The sequence below is a fragment of the Pseudolabrys sp. Root1462 genome, from assembly GCF_001426945.1.
Taxonomy (GTDB): Bacteria; Pseudomonadota; Alphaproteobacteria; order Rhizobiales; family Xanthobacteraceae; genus Pseudolabrys.
Genome location: NZ_LMFS01000004.1, coordinates 244,588 through 257,692 on the forward strand (window position 1 = coordinate 244,588; position 13,105 = coordinate 257,692).

General features: G+C 65.1%; 11 protein-coding genes and 1 tRNA gene. 6 read left to right on the forward strand and 6 right to left on the reverse strand.

Annotated features, from left to right (window positions below; genetic code table 11):
- Positions 1–2,520 carry a circularly permuted type 2 ATP-grasp protein gene (locus ASD45_RS22040; protein ID WP_056913849.1) on the forward strand — a complete coding sequence of 840 codons (2,520 nt, stop codon included), beginning with the start codon at positions 1–3 and terminating at the stop codon, positions 2,518–2,520.
- Positions 2,517–3,428, forward strand: coding sequence for a transglutaminase family protein (locus ASD45_RS22045; RefSeq protein ID WP_056913850.1), 912 nt, complete (start codon positions 2,517–2,519; stop codon positions 3,426–3,428). Before ASD45_RS22040 ends, ASD45_RS22045 begins: the two co-directional genes overlap by 4 nt.
- Positions 3,429–3,440: 12 nt before the next feature.
- Here the strand turns inward: ASD45_RS22045 and ASD45_RS22050 are convergent, their stop codons facing one another.
- The 6 genes from ASD45_RS22050 to ASD45_RS22075 all read right to left on the reverse strand — a co-directional run bounded on the left by ASD45_RS22050 (position 3,441) and on the right by ASD45_RS22075 (position 9,106).
- A complete protein-coding gene (locus ASD45_RS22050) occupies positions 3,441–4,592 on the reverse strand; it encodes a DUF5009 domain-containing protein (protein WP_156381040.1) in 1,152 nt (383 codons plus the stop codon).
- 148 nt (positions 4,593–4,740) lie between these two features.
- On the reverse strand, positions 4,741–5,715 hold the full coding sequence (locus ASD45_RS22055; protein ID WP_056913852.1) for a tripartite tricarboxylate transporter substrate binding protein: 975 nt from the start codon (positions 5,713–5,715) through the stop codon (positions 4,741–4,743).
- Positions 5,716–5,733: 18 nt separating this feature from the next.
- Complete coding sequence (locus ASD45_RS22060) at positions 5,734–6,786, reverse strand: tRNA-dihydrouridine synthase (protein ID WP_056913853.1); 1,053 nt, start codon at positions 6,784–6,786, stop codon at positions 5,734–5,736.
- Positions 6,787–6,937: 151 nt separating this feature from the next.
- A complete protein-coding gene (locus ASD45_RS22065) occupies positions 6,938–8,077 on the reverse strand; it encodes a DSD1 family PLP-dependent enzyme (RefSeq protein WP_056913854.1) in 1,140 nt (379 codons plus the stop codon).
- A gap of 42 nt (positions 8,078–8,119) precedes the next feature.
- A tRNA-Arg gene (locus ASD45_RS22070) sits at positions 8,120–8,196 on the reverse strand.
- 70 nt (positions 8,197–8,266) lie between these two features.
- Positions 8,267–9,106 (reverse strand): c-type cytochrome, encoded by an 840-nt coding sequence (locus ASD45_RS22075; protein ID WP_244485615.1) that lies wholly within the window; start codon positions 9,104–9,106, stop codon positions 8,267–8,269.
- Positions 9,107–9,382: 276 nt separating this feature from the next.
- On the opposite strand from ASD45_RS22075, the gene ASD45_RS22080 reads away from it, so the two are divergent.
- The 4 genes from ASD45_RS22080 to ASD45_RS22095 all read left to right on the forward strand — a co-directional run bounded on the left by ASD45_RS22080 (position 9,383) and on the right by ASD45_RS22095 (position 13,079).
- On the forward strand, positions 9,383–10,438 hold the full coding sequence (locus tag ASD45_RS22080; protein ID WP_056913856.1) for a dipeptidase: 1,056 nt from the start codon (positions 9,383–9,385) through the stop codon (positions 10,436–10,438).
- Between the two features lie 148 nt (positions 10,439–10,586).
- Positions 10,587–11,285: a GntR family transcriptional regulator gene (locus ASD45_RS22085; RefSeq protein WP_056913857.1), complete on the forward strand. Its 699-nt coding sequence runs from the start codon at positions 10,587–10,589 to the stop codon at positions 11,283–11,285.
- Between the two features lie 171 nt (positions 11,286–11,456).
- Positions 11,457–12,452: a TRAP transporter substrate-binding protein gene (locus tag ASD45_RS22090; protein WP_056913858.1), complete on the forward strand. Its 996-nt coding sequence runs from the start codon at positions 11,457–11,459 to the stop codon at positions 12,450–12,452.
- A 75-nt stretch (positions 12,453–12,527) separates the two neighbouring features.
- Positions 12,528–13,079 (forward strand): TRAP transporter small permease, encoded by a 552-nt coding sequence (locus tag ASD45_RS22095; RefSeq protein WP_056913859.1) that lies wholly within the window; start codon positions 12,528–12,530, stop codon positions 13,077–13,079.
- The last annotated feature ends 26 nt before the right edge of the window (positions 13,080–13,105 follow it).

The window sequence follows — 13,105 nt, forward strand, 5'->3', positions numbered from 1 at the left end:
ATGGCAACGTCGCGCGACAACACGGTCACGGAGCAGACAGCAGCGGGTTCGGAAACAAGCCTCGACCGCTTCGTCGCCGGCTACCGGCCGCTGCCGGGCATCGTCGATGAGATGATGGACGAAGCCGGCAAGGTGCGCCCGCACTGGGCGCCGCTCTTGTCGATGCTGGCCGAGCTCGGCCCGGAGGAAATCAATCGCCGCTTCGGCGCCGCCGATCGCTATCTGCACGACTCCGGCGTGTTCTATCGCGTCTATGAAGATCCCGCCGGCGCCGAGCGGCCGTGGCCGCTCAGCCATGTGCCGCTCATCATCGAGCACGGCGAATGGAAGGCGCTGGAGGCCGGCCTGATCCAGCGCGCGCGCCTGCTCGAGGCCGTGCTTGCCGACGCCTACGGCCCCGGCGAGATGATGCGCGACGGCCGCCTGCCCGCGGCGCTGGTCGCCGGCAATCCGGAATTCCTGCGGCCGCTGGTCGGCGTCGAGCCGCCGGGCGGCGCGCATTTGAGATTTTATGCGGTCGATGTCGGGCGCGGTCCCGACGGCCGCTGGTGGGTGCTCGGCGATCGTACGCAGGCGCCGTCGGGCGCCGGCTACGCCATCGAAAGCCGGCTGGCGCTGTCGCGCGCCATGCCCGACATCTACGCGCGGACACGCGTCGAGCGCGTCGCGCCGTTCTTTCAGGCGTTCCAGGCGGAGCTGTTCAACTACAACCGGCAAGACGATGCCCGCGTCTGCCTGCTGACGCCCGGGCCGCTCAACGAAACCTATTTCGAGCACGCATTCCTGGCGCGCTATCTCGGCCTGCTGCTGGTCGAAGGCGAAGACCTGATCGCGCGCGACGACGGCGTCTTCATCCGCACCATCTCCGGGCTGCGCCGCACCGACGTGCTGCTGCGCCGTATCGACTCCGATTTCGCCGACCCACTCGAGCTCAACGCCGCTTCGCGACTCGGCGTCGCCGGTCTGGTGCAGGCGGTGCGCGACGGCAAGGTGGTCATTGCCAATGCGCTCGGCGCCGGTCTTGTCGAAGCACGCGCCATGCTCGCCTTCCTGCCGGCGCTGGCGCCGCAGGTGCTCGGCGAAGAGTTGATGGTGCCGAATGTCGCGACCTGGTGGCTCGGCCGCAAGGACGTGCGCGAGGACGTGCTGCGCGGCCTCGACGAACTGGTGATCGCGCCGGCCTTCGGCGCGCAGGTCGCGGACCTGCGGCTGGGCACCGGCGTGCTCGGCGCCGAACTCAGCGACGGCCAGCGCGCCGTGTTGATGCAGGCGCTGGAAGATCGGCCGATCGACTATATCGCGCAGGAAGCGGTGACGCTGTCGACCACGCCGGTGTGGCGCGACGGCCGCCTGCAACCGCGGCCGTTCTCGCTGCGTCTGTATCTGGCGCGCATCGGCGATGGCTGGCAGGTGATGCCCGGTGGCTTCGTGCGCATCGCGGAAAACGCCGACGCCCGCGCCATCAGCCTGCAGCAGGGCGACCTGACCGCCGACGCATGGGTGCTGGCCGACGGCCCGGTGTCGACGGCGACGCTGCTGCCCGCACCTGAGCATGTGCCGGTGCAGCGCATGACCGGCATGTTGCAGAGCCGCGCCGCCGACAATCTGTTCTGGGTCGGTCGCTATGTCGAACGCGCCGAAGCAACGTTGCGGCTGACGCGCGCCATGCTCAACCGGCTTGCCGACGCCTCCGACGTCGCGGCGCCCCTGGTCTCGTCCATTGCCGACCTCTTGCAAACCTGGAGCGCGGCGCCGCTCGACCGCGCCTTCTCGCCGCCGACTCTGGTGGCGCGCTCGGTGCTGATGAACCCGGATTTCTCCGGCGCGCTGCCGCGATTGACGAAAGCCGCGCGGAGCGCCGCCTCGGTGATCCGCGAGCGCTTCTCGCCCGACGCTTGGCGCGCCATCGACGAACTCGTGACGCTCATCGCCGCGCCGCTGCCGAACGGCTCGTCAGACAGCGCCATGATCGAGCGCGTCGAAGCCGCGCTGCGCATCATCGCCTCGTTCTCGGGACTGGCGCAGGAGAACATGACGCAGCTCGCCGGCTGGCGCTTTCTCGAACTCGGCCGCCGCATCGAGCGCGCGGTGCAGACCTGCCGCTTTGTGCGCGCGTTCGCCGCCAAGGACACAACGGGAGGCGCGCTCGACGTGCTGCTCGAACTCGCCGACAGCCAGCTCACCTACCGGCAACGCTATGTGATGATCGCGGCGCTGGCGCCGGTGATCGATCTGGTGATGCTCGACCCGTCCAACCCGCGCTCGGTTGCGTTCCAGCTCGACCGCATCGAAACGCATCTGGCGGCGTTGCCGAAGCGTGAAATCGCCGGGCGGCTGTCGCCGGTGCGGCAGATCGCCGTGTCGCTCGCGACGCGCCTGCGCACCGCCGACGCCGCCAACATCTCGGCCGACGAGATCATCGAGATCGAGAACGAACTGATGCGCCTGTCGGAGATGATCGGTTCGACCTATCTGACGCATAACGAACGCGCGCCGGCCGACCGGGACACGGTGTCATGATCTACGATATCCGCCAGGTCACCACCTGCACCTACGCCTCGCCGGTTGCGCACGCGCACCACGTGCTGCGGTTGACGCCGGTCAGCCGCCCCGGCCAGCGCGTCCACCTGAGCGCGCTGCGGATCGAGCCGCCGCCGGTCAAGGCCCGCGAGGGCGCCGACTTCTTCGGCAACCGGCTGACCTCGATCACGATCAACGAACCGCACTCGACGCTGGCCGTGAAAGTGTCGGCGCGCATTGCCGTGGATCCGGTCGCCAAGCGTGACCCCGCCGCATCTCCGGCCTGGGAAGCCGTCCGCGACGAGGTCTTCGCCGCGACCGACATATCGCCGCTATCGCCCGTGCATTTCCTGTTTGCCAGCCGCATGGTGTCGCTCGATCCGGAAATCCGCGACTACGCGCGGCAGAGCTTTTCGCCGGGCCGGCCGATCGTCGAAGCGGCGCTCGATCTCAACCATCGCATCAAGACCGACATGATCTACGAGATCGGTGCCACCACGGTGACGACCACCGCGCCGATGTCATTCGCCTTGCGGCGCGGCGTCTGCCAGGACTTTGCCCACATCATGATCTCCGGATTGCGCGGCCTCGGCCTGCCGGCCGCCTATGTGAGCGGCTATCTGCGCACCACCCGCGACCCCGAGCAGACCCAGTTGCAGGGCGCCGACGCCATGCATGCCTGGGTGATGGTGTGGTGCGGCGAGGCCATCGGCTGGATTGGTTTCGATCCGACCAACGACATGATCGCGTCCGACGATCATATCGCGCTGGCGGTCGGCCGCGATTATTCGGACGTCGCGCCGATGGATGGCGTCATCGTCGCTGCCGGCGGCCAGCGTATCACCGTGTCGGTGAGCGTGACGCCCGTGCAGCCCACCGCGGCGCTGCTGCCGCAGAACGCCCTGTAGCGCGCGGCGCGGTCACACGCGCAGGAATATCCGGCGCTGGAACAGGAAGCGCGCGATCAGGATGGCGATGCTCACTTCCGCCAGCCGGATCAGAAAGGCGTGCGCGGCCGGCACGGTCACGTTGTCGAGGCCAATCATCGCATAGCCACCGACCAGGCGCTGCGCCACCGCGTTGAAACCCATCAGCGCGTTCAGCAGATAGAGCGTGATCGCGTTGGTGCCAATCCAGACAAAGGGCGTGATCCCTGTCCGCAGGTTCCAGACATCGATGATCTGAAAGAGCAGGCCAAGCGCGATGAAGCTGTAGCCGCCGGCCACCAGAACGAAGCTCGAGGTCCAGATCGCCTTGATGATCGGAAATTGCAGCGCCCATAGATAGCCGGCGATCAGCAGCGCGATGCCGGTGCCGATCAGCAGGATCGAGCGGCGCTGCGTCGCCAGACGCTTTTCGGTCAGCACGCCGCCCGCCAGCACGCCGAGCAGGCAGGTGGCGATGGCCGGCAGCGTACTGAGCGGACCTTCGGGATCGCGCGTCTTGTCCCACAGCCGGCCGGGCAGATAGTTGAGGTCGATCCAGTTGGCGAGATTCTGGTCCGGCCCATAGTGCCCCGCGCCGATACCTGGCACGGGAATGAACGTCATCAGCGCCCAGTAGCCGGCCAGCAGCGCGACGACGATGGCAACAATGCCGCGCCGGCCGACATGCAGGAAGATCAACGAGGCCGCGAGATAGCAGATGGCGATGCGCTGCAACACGCCGAGGAAGCGCACGTCGGCAAGACCGTGGGTCAGCCCGCCGTAATAGACGAGGCCGAGGACATAAAGCGTGAGGGCGCGGCGCAGGATGCGCAGTTGCGCAGCGCCGCTGCCGCTGCGTTCGACGAGTTGCGGCACCGACAGCACGATCGACACGCCGGTGATGAAGATGAACAGCGGGAAGATGAAATCGTAGAACGTGAAGCCGTCCCAGACCGTGTGATGAAACTGATCGTTGAGCGCGTGACCGATTTCGAGCCAGGGCGAGCCGAAGTGGCGCAACATCGCCGCCAACGTCAGCATCAAGCCGTCGCCGCCCAATATCCAGATGAAATTGAAGCCCCGCAGCACATCGACCGAGACCACGCGGTCGGATCGCACAGCGGGAACGGTGTTGTCGCTTTGCATCGGCGCACCCGCGGTCGCGCGGGACAGCGCCCGCCGCAGGGACGGCAAAATAAGCCGGCTGGTCCGATCGTAGTTTAACCTAGATCAACCGGCGAAACCGGGCGCAAAAAGGCCCTGAAAGACCGCGTCCTTCAGGGCCTGTCGATCGTCAGAAGCTGATATTGGCGGCTTTGATGATCGGCTCCCATTTCTTGATCTCGGCCTCGGTATAGGCTTTCAGATCGGCCGGGCTGCCACCGGCGGCGGTGATGCCGAGATTGGCGAGGAACTCCTGCGTCTTGGCATCCTTCAGCCACGCATTGGTAACCGCGTTCAATTTGGCCACGACATCGTCCGGCGTCTTTGCCGGCACCAGCATGGCGTACCAGACGCCGGCTTCGAAGCCCGGCAGCGATTCGGCAACCGTCGGCACATTCGGCAGCTTCGACCAGCGCTCCGCCGAGGCAACGGCCAGTGCCTTGATCTTGCCCTCCTGAACGGCCGGCACGTAACCGGCGAGCGAATCCATGCCGACGTCGATGTGCTGGCCGAGCAAGTCGGTCAGGATCGCGGCGCTACCGCGATATTGCGTCCGGGCGAAGTCAATGCCGGCGTTGCGCGCGAGCAGTTCGCCGGTGATGTGACCGAGCGTGCCGTTGCCCGGGAAGCCGGCCGTCACCTTGCCGGGATTGGCCTTGGCGTAGGCGATGAAATCCTTGAGCGTTGCATACGGTGCGTCCGGCCGCGCCGTAATGATGACCGGCGCCTTGGCGACGAGCACGACCGGCGCGAAGTCGCGCTGCGGGTCATATTCCATCTTCTTGTACATCAACTGATTGGTCGCGGCCTGTCCCGTTGTCGCGAACAGGATGGTGTAACCATCCGCCGTCGAACGCGCGACACCCATGGCGCCGAGATTGCCGCCTGCACCGCCCTTGTTTTCGACGATCACCGTCTGGCCGAGCTCTTCACCCAGCTCGCGCGCGAGGCTGCGCGCAATGACATCCGATGTGGTGCCCGCCGTGAACGGCACGACCAGCGTGATCGGACGCGACGGCCATGTTTGCGCGAAACCCGGCGCCGCCTGCGTGAGAAAAAGAGCGGTGCCGAAAGCACCAAGTAGCGCGCTGCGCCGATTGATCATGAGAATTTCCTCGCCTCTTTAATTCTTATCCAGGTCGGCAACATATTTTTTCCAGTTATCGGTGCGCAAGGGCATATCGGCGAAAGTCTTGCGTTTGTCGGCAGCGACACCGATTATTTCGGCGGCATCGATGTTCTTTCGCTGCAAATACGCTTCCAGTTCCGCCAGCGCGAACGACAACGACGCAGTTCCGCGCAACATCACGTTCGACGCCATCTCCACAGCGCTGGCGCCGGCCAGCATCATGCGTGCGACATCGAGTCCGTTGCGCGCGCCGTTGGTCGCGATCAGCGGCTTGTCGGCGCCGAGTTGCTGGCGCGATACGGCAAGCCAGTGACAGGTGAGCGGCAGATTCCAGTAGCCGCCGACGCCCAAAGTGGTGCCGAGGAACGGCTCCATGGTCTCGACATCCGGAATGAGGCCGAGCAGGCGGCCGGCCATCACCACCGCCTCGCCGCCGGCGCGGAACGCCGCCGCCGCCAGATCCGGCACGCGCTCGCTCTGGCCGGTGATCTTGACCCACAGCGGAATCTTGATGGCCTGGCGTACCGCGGAGACGATCGTGGTGACGCGCTCGGGATCGAGCTCGGTGGCGACCACGCCTTTGGCCTGGCTCGCATAAGGCGTGCCGATGTTGAGTTCGAGAATGCGTATGCCGGCCTGCTCGATCTGTTTCGCCATCGCGACCGTGCGGTCGAGGTCGGCGACGATGAGGCTGGCGATCGCGTAGGAATCCATGGTCTTGGCTTCGCGATCGAGCGCGGCCGACTGCTCGAGCCAGGCGTCGAAGGCCTGCGGGGTCAGGCCGGAGCGCGTCGCCATGAAGGCCGTCGACGGCGCGTCCTTGGTCCACGGGATTTCGCGCCACTGATCGTCGAGCAGCATGTATTCGGCGCGCTGCAACTGGTCCTTGCCGCGCTCCATCTCGTTGATGGACTTGACGACGACGGCGCCGACGCCGGCGCCGAGCGCGCGGAGCACGCCCGAAGCACCTATCATGTGCTCCGCCGCCCCGGCGATCAGCGGGTTCTTCAAAGCGGTCCTGCCGACCATCACATCAAGGCGGGCCATTCGTTTCCTCCGTGGATTTGTCATCTGCGCGCGAGCCGTCTCTTAGACGATCTCCGCATCCGCCGACATAGTAGCGGGGGCGGCCGCAGCTTGCAGATTCGCCGCGTTGTTTCGGTATCGCGAACGCCGGTCGGCGGGATGCGCGATCCGCTCAGCCGAGCGCGCCACGCGCGTCGACGGGCCACAACGTTTCCACCCGCGCGTGCGGCGTACCGAAATCGCGCACGCCGACATACCAATCGTGGAGATTAACCGTCGGATCGCAGTGACCGGGCACAAGCAGCAGCTTGTTGCCCCAGGCCGGCGGCTGCGCGCCTGCCGCCACCGTGATGATGCCGTGTTCGTCCGAGGGCCTTTGATAGGCGAGACCGGGCCGTTGCCACACATCGGGAAAGCCGCTGTCGTTCGACAACGCCTTGTGCCCGGCATCCACCACGACCTGCTCGGTCGAGGTCGCACTCATGACCGTCGCCAGTACGAACAGTGCATGTTCGAAGCGCGGCGCGTTGCCGCCTTCGTCGGAAACATTCCTGGCGTAATCGGCGTCCATGAAAATGTAAGAGCCGGCCTGCAATTCGTTCCAGACACCCGACCCGCCTTCGAGCAGGAATGTGCCGGTGCCGGCACCGCCGATCGTATCGCAGGCAAAGCCCGCGGCTTTGAGATGCGCGACGGTATCGGCCACGCCACGCTGCGCGGCGCCGATCGCCGCCTGGCGCTCCGCCGGGGTGCGCAGGTGTTGCGCGCGGCCGTGATAGGCCTGCAAGCCGCCGAAGCGGAGATTAGCGCAACGCGCGATCTCGGCCGCGAAAGTGACGGCGAGCGGTCCGGGCGCGATGCCGCAACGTCGGCCGCCGACATCGATTTCGATGAGGACGTCGATGCGCGATCCGGCCTGACGCGCCGCTTCATTCAGCAGCGCGACTTGATCCAGATGATCGACGCAGACGCCAATTTTTATCTGCCGCGCCAGCGCCGCAAGCCGTGCGAGCTTGCGGCCGCCAACCACCTCGTTGCTGACAAGAATATCGCGAACCCCGCCCGCGGCCAGCGCTTCCGCCTCCGCAACCTTCTGGCAGCAGATGCCGACTGCGCCGAGTGCGACCTGCTTGGCCGCGATGATGGCCGACTTGTGCGTCTTGGCGTGCGGTCGCAGTCGCACCCCGAGCGCCTTCACCCGCGCGGCCAGCAGCGCCATGTTGCGCTCCATGGCGTCGAGATCGATGACCAAAGCGGGCGTGTCGATGTCGAAGAACGGTGCGCCGATTTCGGCAGGCGGCAGGGCTGGCATTCGAAATTCCGGGGCTCTTGTCGCAGAATTTTGCCGCAAAAATGGCGGTCCCGAGAGGAGTCGAACCTCCGACCTTCGGTTTAGGAAACCGCTGCTCTATCCTGCTGAGCTACGGGACCGTGGGCGGCGATGTAGCACAATGTTTCGCGGCGTGCACCGTCCCGAGATCGGCCCGGTGGCGCGACACGGCTATTGCCGCCGGGCGCGCCTGAGTTTCTCGATCGCGGCCCGGATCGGTGCAAAGGGTCCGTATTTGTGCTGCGCGGCGCTGAAGCCGTCCGCATAGGGGCCGAACGGCGCATCGACCGGCTTGGCCAGCAGATCCGGAAAATCCTTGTCCAGTCCGGCGCGGTTCGGTCTGGGCTGCGACACGATAAAGGCCGCGACGTCCCAGGATTGCTGCGGCGTCAGCCGTGAGTTGAGATAGTCGACCCCGTGGGGCATGTTGAAGTGAACGAAGTTGGCGATGGTGGTGAGCCGCGCCATGCCAGCGCCATCGTTGAAGCTGTCTGCGCCCCACAGAGGCGGTACGGCGTAGCCCATGGCGCCTTGCGGCAGACCGTTGCGAATCCCGGAGCCATCCGCGTTATGGCATCCGAGACAGACACGCGCATAGATCACTTTGCCACGCTGCGGGTCGGCGGCGCGCGACAGTTCCGGCATCTTTCCGGTGCCCATGCCCGGCAACTGTTCCCGGCCCGGCACACCGGTGCTCAGAAACTTGATATAGGCGACGATGGCGCGCATCTCGGGTGCGTCATCGGGCATAGCGCGGCCGTTCATGCTGCGCGTCATGCAGGAATTGATGCGGTCCTCGATACTGATGTCGCCGCCCGAACGCGCGGAATATTGCGGGAATTGGCCAAACAGCCCGAACAGCGGCAGGCCGAATTTCTTCGTGCCGGCCTGAAGGTGGCAATTGGTGCAGGCGAGATTGTTGCCGGCGTAGCGCTTGACAGGATCGGGCACGTTCGGCCCGACATACGCGTAGGTGGCGGTGACGAGATCACGGCCTTGGCGTATCTGCATTCCGGCGTCATCGCGCGGTAAGGCGCCGACCTCGGGGACGGTCCATACGGATTGACCACTCGCCGCGCCCTCTAAACCCAGCAGCACGGCAAAGACCGCAAAACCTCTGCGCCAAAATATCGAAATCATGGCTGGTTCGCCCCGCGTTGCAGCGCGAACTTTCGGAGCGAAAGCATTCAAGGTCAAGTCGCCACCTCCGACGGCACCGGCGCGGATCGGCCATCAGTCGCGCCCGTGCTATGGTGCCGCGATTCAAGGATCACCGCAGGCAGCTTCATGACCCCGCCAATTCCCATTTTCGACGGCCACAACGACGTTTTGCTCCGGCTATACAACTCCACCTCGGCGGACCCCGTCACCGACTTCCTGCAGGGCGAGAGCAGCGGTCACCTCGATCTGAAGAAGGCGCGCGCCGGCGGTTTTGCCGGCGGCCTGTTCGCGCTGTATTCGCCATCGCCGCGGCCGGCCACCACAGCCGATCCGGCAAATGCCGCCTTGTCCCGCCCCTTGCCACCGCCGCTGCCGATGGAGGACGCACGCGCGTCGGTCGTCGGCGAGCTGGCGATGCTGGTGAAGATCGAACGCGCGTCGCAAGGCGCGGTCGCGATCTGCCGCAACGTCGCCGAGATCAGGGCCGCCATGGGGCGCGGCGCGCTGGCCGCCGTGCTGCATATCGAGGGCGCCGAAGCGATCGACGGCAAGCTGCACTTTCTCGACGTGCTTTATGCCACCGGTCTGCGTTCACTCGGTCCGGTGTGGAGCCGGCCCAACATCTTCGGCCACGGCGTGCCATTCCAGTTTCCATCGAGTCCCGACATCGGCGATGGCCTGACCGCCGCCGGTGAAGAACTCGTCCGCGTCTGCAACGACCTCAAAGTTCTGATCGACCTGTCGCACATCACCGAGAAGGGTTTCTGGGATGTGGCGCGCTTGTCAAAGGCGCCACTGGTCGCGACGCACTCCAATGTGCACGCGCTGTGTCCGTCGCCGCGCAACCTCACCGACAAACAGCTCGCCGCGATCCGCGACACCGGCGGCATGGTCGGGCTGAACTTCGCCACCGGTTTCCTGCGCCCTGACGGTAAAATGCGCGGCGATACCGACATCGAGCTGATGGTACAGCACCTCGATTATCTGCTCGACAAGCTCGGCGAAGATCACGTCGGGCTCGGTTCCGACTTTGACGGCGCCATGGTGCCGCAGAAGATCGGCTCGGCGGCAGGCCTGCCCGTCCTGTTCGACGCGCTGCGCGCCAAGGGTTATTCCGACGCGCTCATGACCAAGGTCGCCTCGGAAAACTGGCTCAGGCTGCTCGAACGGACGATCGGCTGAGCGCCGCGCCGGCGTCAGGTTTGCCAGCGATTTCAGGTTGTTCGCCCGGCGCTCCCGCCCGCCTGGCCGCGCCCCTGTTGCAGCATTCGAAATTCTGTACCTATGATTTTGGTATGGCCGACCGCATCGGGGCCGGGCCAAAAGGTCAATGATGGACGAAGCGGCCAGCCAACAGCAGAAGCGAACGCCGGACGAGGACATCGCCGAGGCGGTGGAAAGCGACATCATCTTCGGCCGTCTCAAGCCGGGCGAGCGCCTGCGCGAGGAAGCGTTGCTCGAACGCTTTGGCCATACCCGTCATTTCATCCGGCTGGCTCTCACCCGCCTCGAGAAGAAAGGCATCCTCGTCCACACCCGCAACGTCGGCGCCGCGGTGCGCGCCTTCACGATTCCGGAAGTGGAAGAAGTTTACGACGTCCGCGAAATGATTCAGCGTCAGGCAGCCTTGCGCATTGCGCTGCCGGCAGAGGCTGACGACATCGCCCGCATTGCTGCGATCCAGCGCGACTACGCGGCCTGCGTCAAAGCCGGCGACCTGCGGGGCATCCATGCCTGCAACGACCGCTTCCATCTCGCCATCTTCGCGCTGTGCAAGAACAGCCACCTGCTGGCGCTGGTCAAGCAATACATGGATCTGACTTACGTCATCCGCACGGTGACCTTCTCAGATCCGAAGGCACTGGAAGCATCGCGCAAACAGCACGAGCTGATGATTGAGCAGCTCAGGGGTCGCGACAACTGGGCGCTGGCAGAACTGTGCGTGCAGCATCTGCGGCCGAACAAGGACAAATATCTCGGACGGCTGCGGGAAACCGAAGCGGCCCGCGCCCGCAAACCCGCCGAGTGATCTCGCGCCCTCTGATATTGTTAACAAAACTGGTCATAGCCGCCGCTTTTGCAGCGCAATACCCGACCGCGCCGGTCAGATTATTGACAATCTGACGGACGCGACGGCACACTACAAAGAAAAGCTTTCGGCCAAAGGCCATCACCAAAGCATTGTCAGGGAGGGAGTCCGATGCTCATCCGGAAATTGTCGATCCTCGCCATTCTGCTCGCGGCCGCCGCAATGGCGTCTCCGGCGGCGGCACAAAAGCGTGAATTCTCGTTCGCCTACGACCAGCCCAAGCAGAGCGGCTACGGCATCGGCGCCGCGATGTTCGACAAGAAGTTGCAGGAGCTCAGCAAGGGCACGATGTCGATCAATCAGTATCCGAGCGCGCAACTCGGCACCGAAGCTCAGACCATGCAGAAGGTGCAGACCGGCGATATCGACTTCGTGATCCTGTCCACCGCCAACGCCTCCACCGCGCAGCCCGAGTCGGGCGTGTTCTCGCTGCATTTCATCTTCCGCGACGAAGCGCACGCCATCAAAGTGCTCGGCGACGCCAAGGTGATCGCCGCCATGCGCGACCTCTACGCCGCCAAGATCAAGGGCGCGCACATGATCGCGCTCGGAACGCAGGGCCTGCGTCACATGTACGGCAAGAAGGCGATCGAGAAGGTGGCCGACATCAAGGGCATCAAGATGCGCGTGCAAGCGACCGTGACCGAAGACACGCTGTTCCCCGCCTATGGCGCTCAGGTCGTGCACATGCCGTTTGGCGAAGTCTATACCGCGCTGCAGACCGGCGTCGTCGACATGGCCGAGAACGGCATCAACAACTACCTGGTCAACAAGCACTACGAGCCGGCGCCGGTGCTGTCGCTCACCGAGCACGAAGCCAATCACTCGGCGCTCTTCGTCAGCGACAAGGTGTGGTCGAGCCTCACCGACGAGCAGAAGAAGTGGGTGCAGACTGCGGCCGACGAGGTGTCGCAGAAGGAGCCCGAGGCCGCGTTCAAGCTCGAGCACGAGGCGCTGGCCAAAGTCGAGAAGATGGGCGTCAAGGTCGTCAAGAACGTCGACAAGACGGGCTTCGCGAAGATCAGCAAGCCAATTCAGGACAAGTTGGCCAGCGATCTCGGCCCACACGCGGTCAAGGTGCTCGCGCTGGTGCGGGGCGTGCAATAGCCGCTGCAGCAAGCGCCGCAGGCGGGGGCCTTCCCCACGGCTCCCGCCAATTCCACCTGCCGCGAAAGTTCAGCCATGCCGCGCTTTGACAGCCTCGTCATCCAGGACCAGCGCCATCTCAAATGGCGCGCCCTCGACCCGGTCGAGCAGGGCCTGATGATCCTGTGCGGCATCTGCATCGCCACCTTCAGCTTCCTGGTATTTGCGGACGTCATCACCCGCGCCATCGGCCGTCCCTGGCTGTGGGTGCAGGAAGTGACGATGACCTTCTTCATCTACGGCATCTTCATCGGCGTCGCCGCGGCGACCCGCCGCAACGACCACCTCTATCTCGCCGTGCTTGCCGAATCGATGAGCGGCGGCGCGCGCGTGTTCTTCGAGATGTTCAATCGCTTCTGCGTACTCGGTGTCGCGTTTGCGATGATCTATTACGGCTACCTGAATTTTCTCGACGGCTTCAAGAGTCTGCGCATGCCGTCGATGACGCCGATCGCCACGCTCTATGCCGCGATCCCGCTCAGCGGCGTCTTCGTCGCCCTTTTCACCCTCGAGCAGATGGTCAACGGGCTCAAGCACGGCTTCATCGACCCGAATGGCGGCCCGGAAGAGAAGAGGCAGTCGCTGTGACCACCAACGGCTTCCTTATTCTTCTG

Excerpts from the sequence above, each read along its gene's own strand:
- ASD45_RS22095 (WP_056913859.1), top strand. The coding sequence starts at position 12,528 with ATGCCGCGCTTTGACAGCCTCGTCATCCAGGACCAGCGCCATCTCAAA.
- ASD45_RS22050 (WP_156381040.1), bottom strand. The coding sequence starts at position 4,592 with ATGCAAAGCGACAACACCGTTCCCGCTGTGCGATCCGACCGCGTGGTC.
- ASD45_RS22060 (WP_056913853.1), bottom strand. The coding sequence starts at position 6,786 with ATGGCCCGCCTTGATGTGATGGTCGGCAGGACCGCTTTGAAGAACCCG.
- ASD45_RS22085 (WP_056913857.1), top strand. The coding sequence starts at position 10,587 with ATGATGGACGAAGCGGCCAGCCAACAGCAGAAGCGAACGCCGGACGAG.
- ASD45_RS22090 (WP_056913858.1), top strand. The coding sequence starts at position 11,457 with ATGCTCATCCGGAAATTGTCGATCCTCGCCATTCTGCTCGCGGCCGCC.
- ASD45_RS22040 (WP_056913849.1), top strand. The coding sequence starts at position 1 with ATGGCAACGTCGCGCGACAACACGGTCACGGAGCAGACAGCAGCGGGT.
- ASD45_RS22075 (WP_244485615.1), bottom strand. The coding sequence starts at position 9,106 with ATGCAGATACGCCAAGGCCGTGATCTCGTCACCGCCACCTACGCGTAT.
- ASD45_RS22080 (WP_056913856.1), top strand. The coding sequence starts at position 9,383 with ATGACCCCGCCAATTCCCATTTTCGACGGCCACAACGACGTTTTGCTC.
- ASD45_RS22045 (WP_056913850.1), top strand. The coding sequence starts at position 2,517 with ATGATCTACGATATCCGCCAGGTCACCACCTGCACCTACGCCTCGCCG.
- ASD45_RS22065 (WP_056913854.1), bottom strand. The coding sequence starts at position 8,077 with ATGCCAGCCCTGCCGCCTGCCGAAATCGGCGCACCGTTCTTCGACATC.
- ASD45_RS22055 (WP_056913852.1), bottom strand. The coding sequence starts at position 5,715 with ATGATCAATCGGCGCAGCGCGCTACTTGGTGCTTTCGGCACCGCTCTT.